Source organism: Yersinia pekkanenii, assembly GCF_001152565.1.
GTDB classification, from domain to species: Bacteria; Pseudomonadota; Gammaproteobacteria; order Enterobacterales; family Enterobacteriaceae; genus Yersinia; species Yersinia pekkanenii.
Genome location: NZ_CQAZ01000029.1, coordinates 1 through 18,321, shown reverse-complemented (window position 1 = coordinate 18,321; position 18,321 = coordinate 1). Strand labels below are relative to the sequence as shown.

Here is an 18,321-nt window from a genome sequence, read left to right as displayed (position 1 = left end):
ACATGAAATATCATGAAGTAAAAGTGTCTGGTCGAGACTACATAACAAGAACCGATGACGGGTATCTGGTTGTTACTTGCGATAATCTCCATCAATTCAACATCGGTGATGCTGTTGTCCTGCGTTCAGAGAGCACTTTTTACAGTGGATATACAGATTATCGCACTGGTGAACTCAAGGACGAGTACATCACCTTTTGCCCACCGAAGAATGATAAAACGGGCGAAATACTTGATATCAAACCTGATTTTTTACCGACAAAGGTTGCCTTGCTACTGCGTTTAATGCCAGAAAATGAGGTAAGAGAAAGAGAGGAAATGGAAAAAAATGAGCAGTATTAGCTCTCACAAAAACCCCGCCATTCGGCGGGTTTCTCTTATCCTGGCTGACCTTGCAGCAAGTTTAGGGCCATTTGCCGTTCATCTGGCCGTAGCCTTTCCAGCAATGCTTTAATTAAACCCTTATCACCCAGGCCGCTAGGGCTAACAGTATGCGAGCGGGTTAATTCATATACGCTGGTTTCGCTACATTCTACATTAGTGCAGGTGTAATACAGGTTTGCAAGCTGGGGCGCTTGCCATACTGACTTGCGGTTATGCATTCGCGCACCACACGCCGTGCAAAAAACCTTGATTGTCGCCATACCATCCCCCGAAAAACCGCCATCTTGAGATGATTTTAGCACTTTTTGTCGCTTATTTCTCATACGTTATGCTCCATCGCCGGGCGGGATAATAACCTCATTATCAGCCGGCTTGGTCAGTGGCAATCCATCACTGTTTAGCCCCTCAAATTGCAGGTGCAAATGGCCCGGAATATCGGGATCGTGATTGACCGCACTGGCGAACATCCGTTGAAGCGGGATAACCTCATCTTTTCGGTAAGTATCGCGCGCGGTTTCCGGGCTTGCCATCACCGCCCCGTTCGTCGGGATTATCCCCGCCAGGCCGGAAGGGAATCGGTGCGCGGTCAAAACGTCTTGGGCACTGATGCTTTTAATATTGGCGAATTCGTCTTTTACGCCAGCATCACCAATGGGGATAAACTGGACGCCTTTCTCGCCGCCGTCAGCGATATTGATATACATCATCTTGAAGTTACCGACACCTTTCGATTCCTCAATTTTTTTCGATACATCCTCTTCCATTTCATCACTCAGGTTGGGATCGGTGGTGTAGATAATCCCGCCCGTATGCGCACCGTTATGGTAATAGCGACGCCGGAATATGGTCGCCTCTGTATTCAGTAACGCGCTGTGCATCCCGCCGATGTAATCCGGTAAGCCATAAACTTGCTGTTGTGGATCATACTGGCGCAAAAAAATCACATCGCGCGCCGGATAAACCAGCGGCGGGCCTTTCTGCAATACCGAAAAATCCCCGTCTTTACGGCGTCGGACGTACAGCGCCGGCAGCGGCACTAGGTCAATCACATCCCCCCAACCGTTGCGCACTTTCAATATAGCGATATCACCAAACAGCAAATAGTCATATGCCGCTTGCCCCATTTCGCCCAGGCTCAGACCGCCCCCGGCATAGTCGCTCACCACCATATTTTTGCGCGCATACAGAACTCCGCCATGCTGGCCGCACATGTTGGCAAGTTGCGCCAGGGCCAGCCGGTCGATGGGTTGCCGCCAGTGGTCGGCGGTCGAGTCGTACCAGATTTCGTGATACTGCGTTCCCTGCGTCAATATCGGCATAGGGGTATCGGTGGTTACGATGCTGAATGTGCCACGCCGTGCCGGCATGGCTGGCGCATTGGATTTTTGCTGCCTGGCGCTGTAGCGCTGTTTGCGTTTGCTCATTATTTTTTCCTGTCAGACGTCCCGCCCAGCCGGATTTGCGCTTGCGTTCGTTGTTAATTGGCTCGTTTATCACCGCGTGGGCGATGGCAAAGAATCTATCCGCGTGGCCGGTGTCGGCGCTACGGTCGGCAACAAACGTCATGCCCCCGCCGCTCTTGGTGGTGGTGTGGCGAATGGCCATAAAGCTGGCCGCAATACCCTTATCCTCAATATCCCAGGCAATGCGTTTATGCTCGACCACGTCGATCATCTTCATGACCAGGCGATTTTTACTTTCCTGGCTATAGCGGATTTCTGTCACTTCACGGCGCGCAAAGTCTTGCACCATCTCGCACACCGGCCCGCCAATGCCGGTGGTATCAATACCGATATGGGTGATGTTGTAGCGGGTCATGTACTCTTTGATGCGGCCCACCTGATACTTAAAGGCGAAGCCGTGCCAGGTTTCGATATGCAACACCCGGAACGGCTCCCCGTCATTCAGTGGCGGTGCGACCAGGACAAACGAAGCGGTGTCACCTGAGCGGGCGGGGTCGTAGCCGGCCCACACTTCACGGTTACCGAATGGCCGCATGGCGTTGACGTCGTGATCTTCCCAGGTACTGACGCTGGTCAGGCATTGTTCCAGCTGGTCGAAGCGGAAAACACAATCGCCGGTATCGACAAACTGGCACATGTACAACTGGTTAAAGGCGCTTGCGCTGTTTTCTTCCCGTATCTCTTCCAGGTTGATAAGAATGGCCGCAGCGCCATAGACTTTGGCTTTTTCCTCCATATCAGCAACAGCGGTTTCGACCGTGGTGATATAGCGCCAATGGCTATCCGGGCACATAATCCCGGCTTCCATTTGCGCAAAAGTCGGGAAATCGACATTTTCCCGCGCCTTTTTGCCCTTACGCCACTCGTCACCCGTCCAGAACGGGTAAGCCTGATGCGTTTTAGCGCTGGGCGTTGAAATGTAAGTACGGCGTAAATGGGTATGTGTGGCTATCGCGCCGGCCACTCTTTTTAATTCGCTAAATCCGCGTTGATGGAAAATTTCATCTATGTAGACATTGGCGCAAAAGCCCTGGGCGGTGTTGCTGTTGGTTGACAGGAAGTGAAATTCTGCGCCATTGCTCAGTACAATAGGGTCGCCGGTCAGCTCAATGCCGAATAATTCAAAGGCAAACTTGATGATATAGCGCCGGAAAATCAGCGACTGAGGGCGGGAGGCTGACAAGAACGCCTGATTGTTACCGGTCAAAATGGCATCTTCCAGCGCTTCAAATGCAGCGTACCAGGTTGCCCCGATTTGGCGAGACTTCAACCATATGCGGTTACGGTGCTTTTTCGCTTCCCGCAATGTGATTTGATAGTCATACAGACCATCAACAAACTCATCAAAATCAGCCGCCACAATACCGGCCACATTATTTCGTTTGCCGCCACGCTTACCGCTTTTCTTTTTATTGCTGTCGTCGCCCTCGCTGGCGATGGCCTCAATGGTGCCACCGGCTCCCGTCGCAGATATCCCGCGCGCTGCCGCCTCTAAATTCATGGCATGAATTTTTTCAGTGTGCTTATGGCGGCTGACAATTAACTTGCAATGCATATCAATGTATTTATCGAGTTCTTTTAACTCAACATCATTTTTATTGGCCTTATCGACCAATACCGCCGCGCGGCGGTTAATAACCGACTCTAAATCTTCCTCACTTAATAGACTGCGCCAGCCTCCCTTATCAGCCCAATAGTAAACTATCCGCGTTGAATTAAGATTTAATTTGGCGGCTATCTCTTGGGCTGTCCAGCGTTTCAAATATAATGAACGCGCAACGCCTATTAACTCTTCTGGGTATTTTGATTTTCTGGCCATGCCTCATTATGGCGACTTTATTTATTCAAAATGACAACTAAATACCGCAATGAATCGCAATGTGGCTTTATTACGAATCAATAAGAAGTTTGCTCGATGAAATAATAAAAACAATCCGCAATACTGAGCGGAGTTAATACCATCACCACGCCAAACCGATTAATTAAAAGGTTAATTATGCCTGGTTCACAACTGACCACTAATTTTATCCGTATAGCGACTGAGGGCGCGACTGTTGACGGTCGGGAAATTCCAGCGGAATGGTTGGTCGACATGGCCGAAACCTACGACCCGGCAATCTATACCGCCTTGCTGTGGCCTGAGCATGAGCGCTGGTATGGCGCGTGCGGTGAAGTTCAGGAATTAAAAGCCGAGGCAGAGGATGGCTTGATGAGGCTGTATGCCCGCCTTTGTCCTGGCATGGATTTGCTGTATGCCAACCGCAATGGGCAAATGTTGTTTTGCTCCATCGAACCCACCGAAACCCTGAATTTTCGCGGTACCGGTAAACCCTATCTTGAGGGCTTGGGCGTCACCAGCTCCCCGGCCAGCATCGGCACCGAGCGTATGCGCTTTAGTGCAAATAAAAACGGAAAACTTTACGGCGCACTAGAAGCATTGGTTATTAGTGATGTTGCCGACACTGAGGAATTAAATATGTCAACCAAAGACCCAAAAGCAAAGAAAGCATTATTCCGCAGTCTTTTTAATCTTACCGATAAAGGCAGTGATAAAAAACCGGAAAAACCAAAATCGCGTTTATTTTCCAGTTCCAGCCGCAAGTTTTCTGATGAAGATATTCAAACCATCGTCGAAGCGGTAGCCGAATTACAGGACTCAGTCGACGAACAGGCGGAAACCATTGAAGAACAAGCCGCCATTATTGTCGAATTGCAAACCAATGTCACCGACGTGACCGAAATTCAGGAAGCCTTGACGGAAGTTAAAACCGAATTAGGTACCGTCCAGGAAGAAGTCACCGAAATTAAAGAAGAGGTAAGCGGTGGTGAATTCAGCAAACTTAAAAACAAACTTAATGCCGCTGACAAGAAATTTAACAAACTCGACAGCGTTACCACCAAATTACCTGACGCCGCCCCTAATGCATCCAGCGGTAAGAGTTACAACTTCTGATTTGCGGTTAATTAAACCGGAACAGACAGAATTAAATCGTTATTGCGGTAAACGCACTGACAAATAAACGAGAGCACTCATTATGCCAATGAATAAGTTATATGCACTAATACAAGGCTATGCGCGCCGCATTGGTGAGGCCAGCGGTTCGGATGTGACCACCCTCCCAATTACGGCTAATGGCATTGGTCGATTCAGCATCAGCCCACCGCAGGAGAGCGCCTTGCGCCTGGCTCTAATGGAGCAGGGCTGGTTTATGCCATTGATTACTGTACGCGATGTTGACCAAATTCGCGGCCAGGTGATTGATGTCGGTAATCCGGGGCTGTTTACTGGCCGCCGCACTGCGGGACGATTCACTAAAGATGTGGGTTTATCCGGCAACATTTATCAGTTATATCCGACCGACTCATGCACCCGCCTGCCATGGGAAACGCTATCCAACTGGATCCACTCTGGCACTACAGACGATGAATTTATCCAGATGGTCGCCGAGTTTACCCTGCGCTCCTTTGCAAACGATATCTTGCGCGTCGCCTTTAATGGGACTCACGCGGCAATTGAAACTGATGAAGTCGAGTACCCCAACGGGGAAGACCTCAATATCGGCTGGCATCAGACCGCGAAGAATTTCGACACGCTACACGCAAACCCCGATACCCCACTGCAAGACCGCATTCCGGGCTTCACCCCGCGCGTGATCAATCCGGGGCTGGGTGAGTTAACGCTGGGTGAGAACGGCATCTTTAAAACGCTCGATGCAATGGCTTCATGGCTTATCAGTACCACTATCCCAAGTCAGTTCCAAAATGAGCCAGATTTAGTCTTGTTGATCGGCTCAGACCTGATTGCCGCCGAGCAATTCCGTTTGTTCCAGGAAGCGGGCAAACCGACCGAGAATATCGCCGCCCAAATGCTCGCCAATACCGTCACCGGCCGCCGCGTCTATGTTGCGCCGTTCCTGCCGGGTAAGCGCATGGTCGTGACCACCCTGGCAAACCTGCATGTTTATAACCAGCGTAATCACCAATACCGCCGCGCCGAGCATGTGCAAGACCGCCTCGGCTTTGAGAATGCCTGGTGGCGTAACTCGGGTTATGCGTTGGGGCATCCAATGCTGTACGGCGCAATTGATGAGTCAGCAATCGCGATTGAAGCGGAAGCCGATATTGACTTCGCGATCTCGAATGGCCTGATCCCAGGCACCCCAGGGCAAGATGCCCCTGGCCTGGATAACACTCAGATTTAAGCGGAGAGAACCCCATGACGTTTAGCCCTCTACGCTATCGGGCGCAGGCATTAGCCCTGGGAAAAGTACGACATACCACCCGGACAGAGGCCGAGCCTGGCGCAGACGAAAGCCTGCACCTGCAATTACTGGGGCTGGAAAGGGATGTTAAGCGTCTGGGGGTGTTAACCCGCGTTGCCGACAAAATAGCGCTAAAGGCGCGGGAGTTATTGCCTAAATGGCTTCCGTATGCTGAGCGCTATCTCAAGGCAGGCAAGGTCTATCAATATCCTGTTTTTGGTTACTGCGTGGTCTGGCTGTTTGATACCGGTGATATCGATAAGGCGCTGGATTGGGCTGATATTGCCATCACGCAAAGCCAGGCGACCCCGGAGAGAATCAAGTCAAAATTTCCGGCTTTTGTGGCTGATTTCATTCTGGATTGGGCCGCAGATGAGGCGCAAGCGGGCCGCAGTATTGAGCCGTATTTCTCACGCACCTTTACTAACGTGCGTGAGAACTGGCGGTTAAACGAAAGGCATACCGCCAAATGGTTCAAGTTCGCCGGTGAGTTCCTGCTGCGCGATAAAGACGGTAAACCCGCCGCCGCCGCGATCAGTGATATCCCGACCTTGGTCCGGGCTAATGAATTGCTCGCCCAGGCTGAGGGATTCCATAAAAAAATCGGGGTGGAAACCTTGCGTAAGCGCATTGCCTCACGCATTCGCGCCCTGATAAAGCAAGCCGCCGAAATGGCGGAATCTGACCAACCAAAAGGAAGTCGCAATGAAATTTAAATTTGAATTGAAACAACTGGCAAATATCGCCATCAGCAATGAATGGGGCGAAGTAAAAAGCCGCGCCGAATCCTCGGTAACTGAAAACCAGTATTACATTCACTACAAAGCCGCAGACGGTCGGGCGCTAAGCGACTGGTTTTATGAAAGCGATTTGGAAGCCGTTGAAGATGATCGCCATCCTGGCTGCCCGGTCTATGCCCCCGTCGACCTGCCCGAGGGCGCTGTGGTCGAAGAGTAGTTATTTTAATTTTGAACACCGTCCCCTGACCGTTGCTTTTAAACAGGTCGCGGGGCTGTACCGACACCCGGCCAGCCGGGGCGGGCGGAGTGGAGGCCGTAGCGCTTTGCGTCTCACGGGCCGTGGAAACTCGTCAGCCCGCACCCCATAACGAGAGGTTTTTATGTTTCGACCCGGTGATAACGGTTTTCAGAAATCGACGCTAACCAATGACGGTTTTTGGCCTGACCTGGCGCTTGATGAGTTCCAGCGCGAGCGCAGCATACCGCCCACGATTAACGAAAAAACCGTAGTGCAAGCCATGCTCACCGCCGTGGCCGAAATTAACACCTCGTTAGCCCGCGTTGTAACGCAGCAAAAAAATAAGGGTTACATCACGGCCAGCGCCGTGCCCGGCCCGACGATGGAGGGCGAGAACGCATTGACCGCCCAATATAAAAAAGCGGTCTACGCCAGGGCAAAAGCCGATTTGATGGGGGAATTTGCCACCGTCAGCCGCCGCGAGGACAACACTAACCAGGACGCGCCGCAGACAAAAACTTCACTGCTGGCCGAGGCCGCAGTGGTATTACGCGCCATCAAAGGCCGGGGCCGTGTAGGGGTGCATCTGATATGACCCAGCTTGATGAATTGTTTGATTTCGTCAGTAGCAACTTGCCGGAACGGCTGATGAAAACCACCGGCGCTGATGCCTGGATGGAAAATATTGAAATCATTCATGCAGCCAAAGCGTGGGGGCTAAATCAGCGCCGGGTAGCAATACGTCAATATCAGGCGACGTTAGCCTGGGAGCGCTGGCCTTATCGCCAGTACGACCCCGACACCTTATTTGCGCTGGTCATGGTGTGGCTGGTTGAACATGCCAACGAGCATTACAACCGTGATGAAATGCCGCCACCTGACGTTATTTTGCAACTGACTGATAACGAGGACGCGTCCATTTTCATCACCGTGCCGCTGGCTGACGACATTGTCCTGGTCGAAAGCGAGGACGAGGGAGTTATCCCGCTGAGGGGTAAACGTTACCGCGTTGCGCCTCCCACCGTGAACACCGCAACAGCCGGCTGGATTGGGGGCGCAAACGGAGCCGCCGCACCGACCTACCCAGCAGGTGAGAGTGATGCAGACTGACTTTACGTTAAACCGCAGTCAGTGGGAGGCGCTTAGAAGGGAATTAGCCGCGCTGGAGCTGCCCCCTAACAAGCGTAAGCGCCTGCTGTGGCGGCTACTGAAATTAGGCGTAATGCCCGCCGCCCGCCGACACCAAAAGAAGCAGGCGAATGCGGAGGGGGTGCCCTGGGCTAAGCGCAAGAATGGTTTCAAAGGAAAGATGATGCGGGGGTTGCCAAAAATGATGGCAATCAGCGAATTGCCGGCCTCTGACTCCGCCAAAATTTATTTACGTGGCAGTAAGAAAACATCGCCTGGCGTGGTCGGGAAAATGCAGCAATCAGGCTTTACCACCACGATCACTGCTGACCAGGCAAAAAAACGAAACAGTAACGAAGCCGGCGCGACGTTGCGCCAGGCTAAACGGTTATTGGATTTGGGTTACACCGTATTTCCAAAGACCGCACCCCGTAGCCCGTCCGTGAGTGAAATGATGGACTCGCTGAGCCGCGACAAGGCCGGGGCCATTATTCGCAGCCTTGAGGGGCGAGAGGCTAAAGGAAGTTGGACGGTGACCTTGCCGGGCCGCGAATGGCTGGCAGTCAATGATGATGAATTTAACAAAATGCTGGCGCGTCAGATGCAGGCCATTAATTACGGCGGCGGCGTCCGGCCGCAAGACATCAATTAAAAGGTGAGAAAATGACATGGCCTACAGTAACACTAACCCAGTTTAACCAGCGTCAGGGCAGGATTAACGAAGTAGAGCGCACCGTACTGTTTATCGGCAGTGCTACCGCTGATTCTGATAGCCCCGGCGACTTGATCGCACTGGATTCACAATCCGATATCACGATAGTGCTGGCCGATACTGATACCGCACTGAGTGAGAACGTCCGCGCCGCCCAACGCAATGGCGGTCAAAACTGGCAAGCCTATGCCCTTATTTTGGCGGTCGATGCGCAGGCCGGTGACGACATGCTGGCTATTCTCAGCGCCCAACAAATGATTTCTGTTGAGGGGATTGTCTGCACCATCCCGATCACAAGTGTGGCCGACGGTCGCACCAAAATTAATTTATATGCGTCTTTGCGCGCCGAACTGACGAATAAATACGGCCGCTGGGCGTGGTCAATACTGACTGTCGCCGGGCCGACTGCGTTACCTGCCCCGGTGTCGTGGTCAGCATACCAGGCGTTTCTTGCCGAACTGGAGACGGGTATTGCCGCCGAGTCCGTGCAACTTGTCCCGGCATTGTGGGGCAATGAAGCTGGCGTGTTGGCCGGTCGCTTATGCAACCGCAGCGTAACCGTGGCAGACAGTCCGGCCCGCGTGAAAACCGGCGCACTGATTGGTCTGGGGATTGATACCGCTGACATGCCGATTGATAGCATCGGGGTAGAGGTCACTCTGGCGCACTTACGTGCCATGCATGACCTGCGCTATTCGGTGCCGATGTGGTACCCAGACTACGAAGGTATGTACTGGTCTGACGGGCGCACCCTGGACGTAACGGGCGGTGATTTCCAAAAAATTGAGAATGTGCGGATTGTTGATAAAGCCTCACGTCGAGTGCGAATTCAGGCGATCAGCAAGATTGCCGACCGTTCGATGAATAGCACTCCGGCCAGTATTGCGGCACACCAGACCTTTTTTGCTCGCACCATGCGTGATATGTCGCACAGTTCGCAAGTTAACGGCGTGATGTTCCCCGGCGAGGTGAAATCACCCCAGTCCGGCGACGTGGTGATTAACTGGTCGGACAGCGAAACCGTGAACATTTACATCGTGGTGCGGCCGTATGGCAGCGCCAAAACGATTAAGGTCGGCATCATGCTCGATGAGTCGATCACTAACATTACAGGCGGGTAATCATGACCACTTCACGCGTTGGCGGTAACTCAATCGACATCACCCTGGGTACGCAAATTATTCATGTGAAAACCGTTTCAGTGGATATCAGCGATAACACCGCAGTGTCACAGACGCGCGGTATTCCTGACGGTTACGTGTCGGGTGATGTGTCTGCTGAAGGGGAGTTTGAGGTTGATACCAAAAACTTTAAGAAACTCGGTGCCGCCGCCAGGGAGGCCGGCGGTTATCGCGCCATACCGACCACGGACATTTTATTTTATGCCAACACCGGCGATGAGGAATTAACGGTCGAGGTATTCGGTTGCAAGCTCATCATCACCAGCCCGCTGGGTTTCGACCCAAAAGGCGGCGAGACAGCCACGCATAAATTTAAGTACATCGTGACCAGCCCGGATTTTGTCCGCATTGACGGCACGCCGATTTTATCCAGCGCTGACGTTCGCGACCTTATTGGGTGAGTAATACATATGCCAAACGGAGAAACATCATTTATTCGAATTGTGCTGATGCTGGGTAGTGTTGGGGCTTTTATTGCATTCGGCAAGGTGTTGCTCGGTAACGAACCGATCACCCTGCGTCTGATTGCTGGCCGCGCAATATTAGGTTCAGCCACTTCATTGCTGGCGGGTATGGCGCTTATTCATTTACCCGATATGCACATTTTGACGTTAATCGGCGTTGCGGCGGGCCTGGGAATTATCGGTTCAAGTGTGATTGAACTGATCCTCACAAGGCTGCTGGCCCGTTATTTAGTCAAGTTAAAGAAGGATTGATAATCATGACATTAAGCGAAAAACAGGCGCTATTTACCGTCAAAATCGCCCAATTGATTTATTGGGCTGACGAGCGCGGCTACCGCCTGACCTTTGGCGAGGCCTATCGCACCCCGGAACAAGCCGCATTAAACGCCAAGAGCGGCAAAGGCATTCCCAACAGCTTGCACACGCAGCGTCTGGCAGTGGATTTCAATTTGTTTATTAACGGCCAGTACCAGACCCGCACCGAAGCCTATACCCCGTTGGGTGAGTATTGGGAATCCATCGGTGGCACATGGGGCGGGCGCTTTAAGTCCAATCCAGACGGAAACCATTTTAGCCTTGAGCATAACGGGGTGAAGTGATGCGCGAGTTGTGGTCGGTTGCATTGCCCCTGATTGTGTCCTGGTTGCTGGGCTGGGCCATGCACGGCGAGAGTCAGTCAAAAATCGAACAGGCCATTAACCAGCTCGCCACTGAAAACCGCCTGCAGCTAGAGGGCATCGCCAGCACGTCAGCGCGCCAACTTGAGAACAGATTAACGGAGCTAAGGGCTAATGAAGTGCATACCGAGCGACTTATCAGGACTGAGATCATTAAACCGGTATTCAGCAATGTGTGTGCTTCTGATGATTATGTCCGGTTGTTCAACGCCGGCGCGGAAAGTGCCGAGCGTACCTTATCAGGAAAGCCTGTTAACCCCTTGTCCGGTAACGCTGCCGCGCCTGACAGGTAATACCGGCGCCGATTTTAGTGACGCGTTAGAGCAGTACAAAAAAATATACCCGGAATGTGCAGCACGACATAACCAGTTAATAACCGAAATACACCAACGGCGAGATTTTCAACATGACCGATAAAGCCAATGTCAATGACGTACTCATCAACTTGATTAATCGCGCCGCCAGTGGCGTGGATCAGGCTATTGATTTCAGTAAAGCACAGCTACCGGATGTTATTCATCAGCTGATGGTATGGAAAGCCGTCTCTTACAGCTTGAGTATTCTTGTGACTGCTTTCTTGCTGATTGGCTGCGTTATGGCCTTCAAAAGGGGATTGGCGTTGTTAGCAGAAGACGGGAGCAGCAATCGTGGCTTTGCGTTAGTTATGTCACCCATCCTACCGGCAATTACCTGTTTCATTATCCTGATAGCCGATATTGGAGACGCCTTGCAGCTGTGGCTTGCGCCCAAAATCTGGTTGATTGAGTACGCCGCCAGCCTGGTGAAATAAGACACGCAGAAAAACGATATATCAATAAGTTAAACAACCCAACGAAAGGAATTAGACAAATGAGCAAAGAAACCAAAGGCGTAATCACTCTGTCCGTAAAGGGCTTAACCGTACAGTTTGCCCCCACGCTCACCGCCTACAACAAGTGCCTGAATGAATCGGCCCGTGACGAGAATATCGTCGGCGCAATGGCGACTTATCTTAAGCGCATTGCGGTACCAGAATCACGCGACAACCTGGCTGAGTTGCTGCAACTCCCAGGCGTCGGGGCGCAAATCGTGAAAAAGGTCAACGAGCTTTACGCCCCGGACGCTGAAATCGAAGTAAAGGAATAACCGCGCTTATTCAAGCGATTAAGAATAACCCGCTTGAACAATATATGACGCTCCGGCGTCATTACCTCCCCGGCGAAGGTGATGACGCCATGAGCCTGGCGCGCGCGGCCTGGCTGTCGGAGTACTTCCACGAAAGCACGATTAACGGCACCACGGCCGGCATATGTAAAGCCTTTAACGGTGAGTAGAGATAATCATGAGAAAACTGTCTTTTCTGTTGAGCCTTAAAAATAATCTGAGTGCGCCGCTCGGCAGGGCGCAACAGTCTGTCGAGCAGTTCGCCAAGAAATCTCAGCGCGCATTTAAACAAATCGGCATCGGTGCGGCGGGGTTGTGGGGTGTGGGGCTGGCAGTTAAGAGCCTGCTTAACCCCGCCCACGAAGTGCAATCCGCCCTTGATGAGCTATCAACGCGCAATGTCAGTACCCAGGCGCTGGATGCGGTGTATAAATCCGCGCAAAAATTCAGCACCGCCTACGGCAAGTCAGCCGCCGATTTTGTCGCATCCACGACCGTGATTAAAAGCCAGCTTTCCCACTTAACTGACGCCGAACTGCCCCGTTATGCCGTGGCGGTTAATACGTTAGCGGTTGCCACTAAAAGCAGTACAGAGCAGAGCGCCAGCTATATGGCCGACATGGCGAATAAATTTAGCAGCACCGCCCGGCAAATCGGCAACGTGCCTTTTGCTGAAATGATGGCCTCAAAAACCGCCTATATGGTGCAGAACTTTGGCGCAGACATGGCAAAAATTCAGGCCATGATGGCGGGCAGCAAAGGCACCGGTACCCAGATGGGTGTCGGTATGGATGAGCAGCTCGCCGTCATGGGCCAACTGAGCGGCACCCTTGGCACCGGTGCCGGGGGTGCCTATGACGCGTTCCTGAAAAACGCGGTCGCCGGGGGTAAGCAATTGGGCCTCAGCTTTACCGACGCGCAGGGCGAGTTGCTTAAGTTCCCGGAAATACTGGATAAATTGCAGGGCAAGTTTGGTAATACCATTGAGGGCAATATCAAGGCGCAAGCGGCGCTTAATAAAGCCTTTGGCAATGGCGCGCAGGCATTGACCGGCGCATGGGGCCAGGCCGACAAATTGCGTAAACATATGAGCGATATGGGGAATACCCAGGGATTGGACAAGGCCACAGAGATGGCTAAAAAAATGGCCGACATGTGGGAGCGTGTTGATCAGGTCTGGAAGCGCATTCGGATTGCTGTGGGGATGCAGTTGATACCGGCCATATCTCCGCTGGCTGATTACGCCATCAATGCCGGAACCCAGTTCGCAAAATGGCTGGAAATGTTCCCCAATATCGCCCGCTGGATTGGCTACCTCGCCCTGGCAACCTTAGGCGTAGCCGCCGCCGGCGCAATCGCTAACATCGTGATGGGCGTATCAAAATTTATTTGGATAGGGTTGACGGGGATCTGGGCGGTGGCGACGGCAACTGTGCGCGGCCTGATGTGGGCGATTAACCTCAAAGCGCGCGCCATTCAGTTAGCAACCTTTGTTACTGGGATTTATAGCGCCGCGATGAAATTCTTGCGCGTCGCGCTGCTCGCGACTCGCATGATGTTGATCAGTAGCACGGTTGCCATGCGCGCTTACGGTATCGCCACCATGCTGGCCGGTGTCGGTATGCAGTTATTAACCAGCCCTATCACATTAATTATTGCTGGCCTTGTCGCACTGGCGGCGGGCGTTTGGTATGTCATTTCTCATTGGGATCAGCTTAAGGCCGCGCTGCTGGACAGTGCCGCATTTCAGTGGGTGATGGAGATTGCCGGCCAGGTCGGGGAGATGTTCACCGGGGTATGGGCGGCCATTACCCTGGGCTGGGAAATGGTAGTGGGGTTCTTTGCTGGCCTGTCGCCAGTCGAGGCATTTGGCGGCTTTGTTGACGCCATCAGTAATGTGTTTAGCGGCCTGTGGGATTACTTAACGGAATCCTTTGGCGCGACCTACAACTGGATTGTCAGCAAGTTAAATAAAATCCCCGGCGTCAGTATCGACTTAAAACCCATCGGCCAGAATGAGGGCGGCGCAGCCTCGCCGGCCACCACATTACCCACGCCGGCGGGGTTAGTCAGCCCGGCGATGAATAAGGGCGGGATAGCCAAGACCCTGACCACCAATAGCAGCAATCAGACTAATAACACGCGCAGCGGTAATACCATCGGCGAAGTGAATATTTACCCGCCGAACGGGGCCACACTGGATAGCATCATGGAATCAAGGGAGCTTGCCGCCGGATGAGTGAACAACTGTATATCGACCTGTTAATTACTGATGGCGATTTTACGCTCTCGTCGGGTAATGAGCCGCTGTTATGCGACAACCGCATCAGCATTGCACAAGACTGCGTCCATCGGATTATTGAGTCCGGCCTGGTCAAGTTGCTCATTGCCGAGCGTAGCCCGGTATTGCGCGCTGATGTTCTGTTGAGAATGGAGCTACTGACTGAAACCGATACCCGCATAGTGCCGGGTACGGTGCTGATTACCGACGATAGCCAGGGCAATTATTTTATCACCGCCGATACATACGACTTCGGCCCGCTGTCGCTGCGAGAATCATTATGAATAATCGCCCCAATCCCGACTATAAAACCATTCTCGCCGATCAGGGGATGCCGACCACCGAAACCCAGGTACGCGCCGAATTTGACAAGATAGTCGCTGATGAAAATTTAGTGACCAACACCTCGAATATGTCTCCGTTCTGGCGACTCATTAAGGCGATTGTGACAGCGCCGGTGCTGTGGCTGATCGATGCACTGATTAATACAGTGATGGCAAATTTATTTCTTGCCACGGCCAGCGGGGCTTTTGTCGATTTGTTTGCCTGGGCGGTCAATTTATCCCGCAAGGAGGCCAGTACCGCACAGGGCGTCATTCGCTTTACCAAAGACACCGTCGGCGCTGAAATCACTGTACCCGCCGATACCGTGATCCAGACCGAGCGCATTAACGGCGCAGTCTACAAATTAATGACATTGGCCGATACCGTCATCCCTGCCGGGGTGAGCGGTGCGCTGGTCGCGGTAAAAGCCGAATCCGCCGGCAGTGGCCACAACCTGGCACCGGGTTATTTTCGTATCTTGCCCCTGGCGATCAGTGGCATCAGCAGCGCCGTAAATGAAAATGATTGGCTAACAACGCCAGGCGCGAATACCGAGCAGGACGACGACCTGCGCGACCGGGTGCGCAATCAATTTAATTTGCCCGGCCAATATCACATTGATGCGGTTTACCGTGGACTGATTGCCGGCATTGCCGGCCTCACCACTGACCGTATTTTTTTCTTGCACGATGCGCCGCGCGGTCCGGGTACCGCCAACGTCTATTTATTACTGGATTCCGGTATCGCCAGTCAGCCGTTTATCGATACGGTGAATGATTATGTGATGAGCCAGGGCAATCACGGCCACGGCGACGATGTGCTGTGCCTGCCGCTGCCGGAAGTGGCTTACGACTTGGCAGTCACGCTTTACTTTTTCGACAGCAGCAATTTAGACGATGAGCAGCGCAGCGCATTACTGATAAATATCCGCAATCTGATCGGCTCCGCATTCCGTGAAAATAGCGATTACAGCGTACAAAAGACCTGGCCGCACAGTCGTTTTTCCATGTCGCGTCTGGGGGAAGAATTGCATGATCACTTTGCGGAAATCGAATCACTGACATTTTCCCAGGGCGATATTATCAGCGCGCTATCGGTGCCGCGCCTGGGCGTACTAACACTGGAGAGCGGCGATGAATAAGCTACCCACGTTTACCTTGCCGGTGTGGATGAATAAAGGCGAGGCCGTCAAGGTAATGCGCGCCTGCCAGGTCTACTGGCAGCAGGTCTACACCTGGATTAAGTGGCCGCTTAACCAGACAGACCCGCTCACGTGCACTGTGCCGTTGCTCGGCGTGTTGGCGTATCAGCGAGACGTGACCCGCTTCCCCGGTGAACCGTTGGCGCTGTTTCGTAAGCGGGTACACTTTGCCTTTATCAATGCCAAAGACGCCGGTTCGGTGGCCGGATTTATTGCCATCTTCGCCCGGCTGGGCGTGGGTTATGTTGAGTTATTAGAGCGCCAGCCGGATATCGACTGGGACGTGATAACGGTGCGGGTGAGTGATAACCAATTGGCTGAAAACAGTGAATTACTCATGAGTATCATTCGTAAATACGGTCGCACCTGCCGCCGCTACCGATACGAAATCATCACGCCAGTCGATATGTCTATTCGCGCCGGTCATGTGGGCTGTGAATATATCTGTTACAGCGCCAGCACCGTATCAAATGAAGTGACACCCCGCGCCGGCACTTTCGGCGCGTCGCTAATGGAGAAAAACTAATGTCACAGACTGTCATTACCGTCGCTTTCGAACAATGGAAAGCCCAGGAGGCCGCAACTGGCACTCTTGTTGTACTGGATGAATTTGTCCTGGCGTATGTGCCGGGCCTCGATCATACACAGCCCATTGACCGCGCTGAGACATTGCCGCCCGCCGCGCAGATAGTTCATCGCCAGGCGGTGAATAAAATCGGCGTAGTCAACGATAACGCGGTGGTCTATTCCGTCACCTTGGGTACCGAAATCGGCGACTTTGATTTTAATTGGCTTGGCCTGGTCAATAAGGCCAGCGGCACCGTGGCGATGATTGTTCATGCACCGACGCAGAGCAAGGTCGCTAATGTGACCGGTCAGCAGGGTAACGTCCTGACCCGCTCATTTTTAATGGAGTACAGCGGCGCAGTCGCGGCAACCGGTATCACCACCCCGGCTGAGACTTGGCAAATTGATTTCACCGCCCGGCTGACCGGCATTGATGAAATGCAGCGATTAATCAATGTCGATAATTACGGCGCAGGCGCATTTTTTGACGCGGGTTATCTGGTTGCTAAAACCGGCGCGCAGTTCTTTGTCACTAAAGGCACTGGCTACATCGGCGGTATTCGTGCTGACCTGCCCGCCAATTACAATATCGCGGTACCCGGCACCGCAACAAAGGTATGGGCTGATGTCAGTTTGCAGGGGAATATTACCAGCCAGTGGGAGGCCGTGATAAAAATCACCGTCGCACCGGCACTAGCAAATTACAGTCAATCCGGCTTTATGCATTATGTGTTTGCCGTCGCCAGCATTGACGCAGCAGGCAATATTACCGACTTACGGCCTAAAAACTCACTGACCGAGCAGCAAACCAGCGACGCACTGGCCGAACATGAAAAATCACGCAACCACCCAGACGGGACGCTTGTTGCAAAAGGTTTTGTTCAGCTTAGCAGTGCCGTTGATAACGATAGCGAATTACTGGCCGCCACGCCGAAAACGGTCAAGATTGCGATGGATAACGCCAACGCCCGGCTAGCCAAAGACCGCAACGGCGCAGATATTCCTAACCCGGCGCTGTTCCGGCAAAGTATTTCGCTGAAGGGCGCAGCGCTGGTTGATATAGGTAAAATTGCCGGCACTGCCGCAGCTGGCGACGATAGCCGGATAGTCAACGCGCTACCCACCACGGGCGGGGAAATGTCTGGCCCGTTAAAAATCAACGGCACCCATGATGCACCGTTGGGGCCGAACGGATTTAGAAGCTGCCTTGTGACTCCTGCTAATGGCGGCATTACAAATCCTAGCGGCGTGGGTATCGGACTGCATTCAAGCGGGACTATTTACGCCTGGAATGACGCAACGGGCTATGCCTGGAGTTTGAGTTCAGCGCTAATGTCGGTCTCAAGGCCAATAGCATCATCAAGCACCATAACGCCCGGCGATTACTCAAACTTTGATGCCAGATTTTCTAAGTTTGCCGTCGGCCAATCATGGACAAATGTTGTGTCTTCTCGTGCGTCAGGAACGTGGTACACGAACAGCACAGGAAAGCCAATTATGGTGGCTGTTACTACTGAGTACAGGCAAAGCTCCGGATTGAATTGTCAAACGGGCTCT

At 52.7% G+C, this 18,321-nt stretch carries 25 protein-coding genes; 22 read left to right on the top strand and 3 right to left on the bottom strand.

Translation table 11 applies throughout. The features are described 5' to 3' along the window. Nucleotides 1-2: 2 nt before the first annotated feature. On the top strand, nt 3-341 hold the full coding sequence (locus AEP37_RS14850; RefSeq protein ID WP_049614063.1) for a hypothetical protein: 339 nt from the start codon (nt 3-5) through the stop codon (nt 339-341). Between the two features lie 35 nt (nt 342-376). Here the strand turns inward: AEP37_RS14850 and AEP37_RS14845 are convergent, their stop codons facing one another. From AEP37_RS14845 to AEP37_RS14835, 3 genes are read right to left on the bottom strand one after another with little or no spacing between them, the layout of a single operon-like run. Further along, complete coding sequence (locus AEP37_RS14845; protein ID WP_082170817.1) at nt 377-706, bottom strand: ogr/Delta-like zinc finger family protein; 330 nt, start codon at nt 704-706, stop codon at nt 377-379. Nucleotides 707-709: 3 nt separating this feature from the next. Further along, a complete protein-coding gene (locus tag AEP37_RS14840) occupies nt 710-1,594 on the bottom strand; it encodes a phage portal protein (protein WP_328286903.1) in 885 nt (294 codons plus the stop codon). Then, complete coding sequence (locus AEP37_RS14835; protein WP_049614062.1) at nt 1,488-3,665, bottom strand: terminase large subunit domain-containing protein; 2,178 nt, start codon at nt 3,663-3,665, stop codon at nt 1,488-1,490. The genes AEP37_RS14840 and AEP37_RS14835 overlap by 107 nt, the downstream gene beginning before the upstream one ends. Nucleotides 3,666-3,842: 177 nt before the next feature. Here AEP37_RS14835 and AEP37_RS14830 point away from each other — a divergent pair, with 177 nt between their 5' ends. The 21 genes from AEP37_RS14830 to AEP37_RS14740 all read left to right on the top strand — a co-directional run. Beyond that, nucleotides 3,843-4,799 (top strand): GPO family capsid scaffolding protein, encoded by a 957-nt coding sequence (locus AEP37_RS14830; protein WP_049614061.1) that lies wholly within the window; start codon nt 3,843-3,845, stop codon nt 4,797-4,799. Between the two features lie 82 nt (nt 4,800-4,881). After that, complete coding sequence (locus tag AEP37_RS14825; protein ID WP_049614060.1) at nt 4,882-6,048, top strand: P2 family phage major capsid protein; 1,167 nt, start codon at nt 4,882-4,884, stop codon at nt 6,046-6,048. A 14-nt stretch (nt 6,049-6,062) separates the two neighbouring features. After that, complete coding sequence (gpM, locus tag AEP37_RS14820; protein WP_049614059.1) at nt 6,063-6,824, top strand: phage terminase small subunit; 762 nt, start codon at nt 6,063-6,065, stop codon at nt 6,822-6,824. Beyond that, nucleotides 6,814-7,065: a hypothetical protein gene (locus AEP37_RS14815; RefSeq protein ID WP_049614058.1), complete on the top strand. Its 252-nt coding sequence runs from the start codon at nt 6,814-6,816 to the stop codon at nt 7,063-7,065. Before gpM ends, AEP37_RS14815 begins: the two co-directional genes overlap by 11 nt. A gap of 163 nt (nt 7,066-7,228) precedes the next feature. Then, the gene (locus tag AEP37_RS14810; protein ID WP_049614057.1) at nt 7,229-7,681 is read left to right on the top strand and encodes a head completion/stabilization protein; all 453 of its coding nucleotides are present in this window, start codon (nt 7,229-7,231) and stop codon (nt 7,679-7,681) included. Next, nucleotides 7,678-8,196 carry a phage tail protein gene (locus AEP37_RS14805; RefSeq protein ID WP_049614056.1) on the top strand — a complete coding sequence of 173 codons (519 nt, stop codon included), beginning with the start codon at nt 7,678-7,680 and terminating at the stop codon, nt 8,194-8,196. The genes AEP37_RS14810 and AEP37_RS14805 overlap by 4 nt, the downstream gene beginning before the upstream one ends. Next, nucleotides 8,186-8,866, top strand: coding sequence for a hypothetical protein (locus AEP37_RS14800; RefSeq protein ID WP_049614055.1), 681 nt, complete (start codon nt 8,186-8,188; stop codon nt 8,864-8,866). The genes AEP37_RS14805 and AEP37_RS14800 overlap by 11 nt, the downstream gene beginning before the upstream one ends. Nucleotides 8,867-8,877: 11 nt before the next feature. Beyond that, nucleotides 8,878-10,047 (top strand): DUF2586 domain-containing protein, encoded by a 1,170-nt coding sequence (locus tag AEP37_RS14795; protein WP_049614054.1) that lies wholly within the window; start codon nt 8,878-8,880, stop codon nt 10,045-10,047. Between the two features lie 2 nt (nt 10,048-10,049). Further along, on the top strand, nt 10,050-10,508 hold the full coding sequence (locus tag AEP37_RS14790) for a phage protein (RefSeq protein WP_049614053.1): 459 nt from the start codon (nt 10,050-10,052) through the stop codon (nt 10,506-10,508). A 9-nt stretch (nt 10,509-10,517) separates the two neighbouring features. Then, entirely contained in the window at nt 10,518-10,823 is a 306-nt protein-coding gene (locus AEP37_RS14785; protein ID WP_049614052.1) for a phage holin family protein, read from the top strand. A 5-nt stretch (nt 10,824-10,828) separates the two neighbouring features. Beyond that, entirely contained in the window at nt 10,829-11,170 is a 342-nt protein-coding gene (locus AEP37_RS14780; protein WP_049614051.1) for a M15 family metallopeptidase, read from the top strand. Further along, the gene (locus tag AEP37_RS14775; protein WP_049614050.1) at nt 11,170-11,541 is read left to right on the top strand and encodes a hypothetical protein; all 372 of its coding nucleotides are present in this window, start codon (nt 11,170-11,172) and stop codon (nt 11,539-11,541) included. The genes AEP37_RS14780 and AEP37_RS14775 overlap by 1 nt, the downstream gene beginning before the upstream one ends. Further along, nucleotides 11,435-11,665, top strand: a complete 231-nt coding sequence (lysC, locus tag AEP37_RS28060; protein WP_072086313.1) for an Rz1-like lysis system protein LysC — start codon at nt 11,435-11,437, stop codon at nt 11,663-11,665. Before AEP37_RS14775 ends, lysC begins: the two co-directional genes overlap by 107 nt. Continuing rightward, nucleotides 11,655-12,038: a hypothetical protein gene (locus AEP37_RS14770; protein ID WP_049614049.1), complete on the top strand. Its 384-nt coding sequence runs from the start codon at nt 11,655-11,657 to the stop codon at nt 12,036-12,038. Before lysC ends, AEP37_RS14770 begins: the two co-directional genes overlap by 11 nt. Nucleotides 12,039-12,097: 59 nt before the next feature. After that, nucleotides 12,098-12,373, top strand: coding sequence for a putative phage tail assembly chaperone (locus AEP37_RS14765; RefSeq protein ID WP_049614048.1), 276 nt, complete (start codon nt 12,098-12,100; stop codon nt 12,371-12,373). A 44-nt stretch (nt 12,374-12,417) separates the two neighbouring features. Next, complete coding sequence (locus AEP37_RS27915) at nt 12,418-12,561, top strand: DUF6890 family protein (protein ID WP_408068337.1); 144 nt, start codon at nt 12,418-12,420, stop codon at nt 12,559-12,561. Nucleotides 12,562-12,569: 8 nt separating this feature from the next. Further along, nucleotides 12,570-14,630: a phage tail tape measure protein gene (locus AEP37_RS14760; RefSeq protein ID WP_049614047.1), complete on the top strand. Its 2,061-nt coding sequence runs from the start codon at nt 12,570-12,572 to the stop codon at nt 14,628-14,630. Further along, on the top strand, nt 14,627-14,956 hold the full coding sequence (locus AEP37_RS14755) for a DUF2590 family protein (RefSeq protein WP_049614046.1): 330 nt from the start codon (nt 14,627-14,629) through the stop codon (nt 14,954-14,956). The genes AEP37_RS14760 and AEP37_RS14755 overlap by 4 nt, the downstream gene beginning before the upstream one ends. Further along, nucleotides 14,953-16,137 carry a baseplate J/gp47 family protein gene (locus AEP37_RS14750; protein WP_049614045.1) on the top strand — a complete coding sequence of 395 codons (1,185 nt, stop codon included), beginning with the start codon at nt 14,953-14,955 and terminating at the stop codon, nt 16,135-16,137. Before AEP37_RS14755 ends, AEP37_RS14750 begins: the two co-directional genes overlap by 4 nt. After that, the gene (locus AEP37_RS14745; protein ID WP_049614044.1) at nt 16,130-16,723 is read left to right on the top strand and encodes a hypothetical protein; all 594 of its coding nucleotides are present in this window, start codon (nt 16,130-16,132) and stop codon (nt 16,721-16,723) included. Before AEP37_RS14750 ends, AEP37_RS14745 begins: the two co-directional genes overlap by 8 nt. Then, nucleotides 16,723-18,321: phage tail-collar fiber domain-containing protein (locus AEP37_RS14740; protein WP_156168608.1), on the top strand; the 1,599-nt coding region annotated here is incomplete at its 3' end. The genes AEP37_RS14745 and AEP37_RS14740, both read left to right, overlap by 1 nt.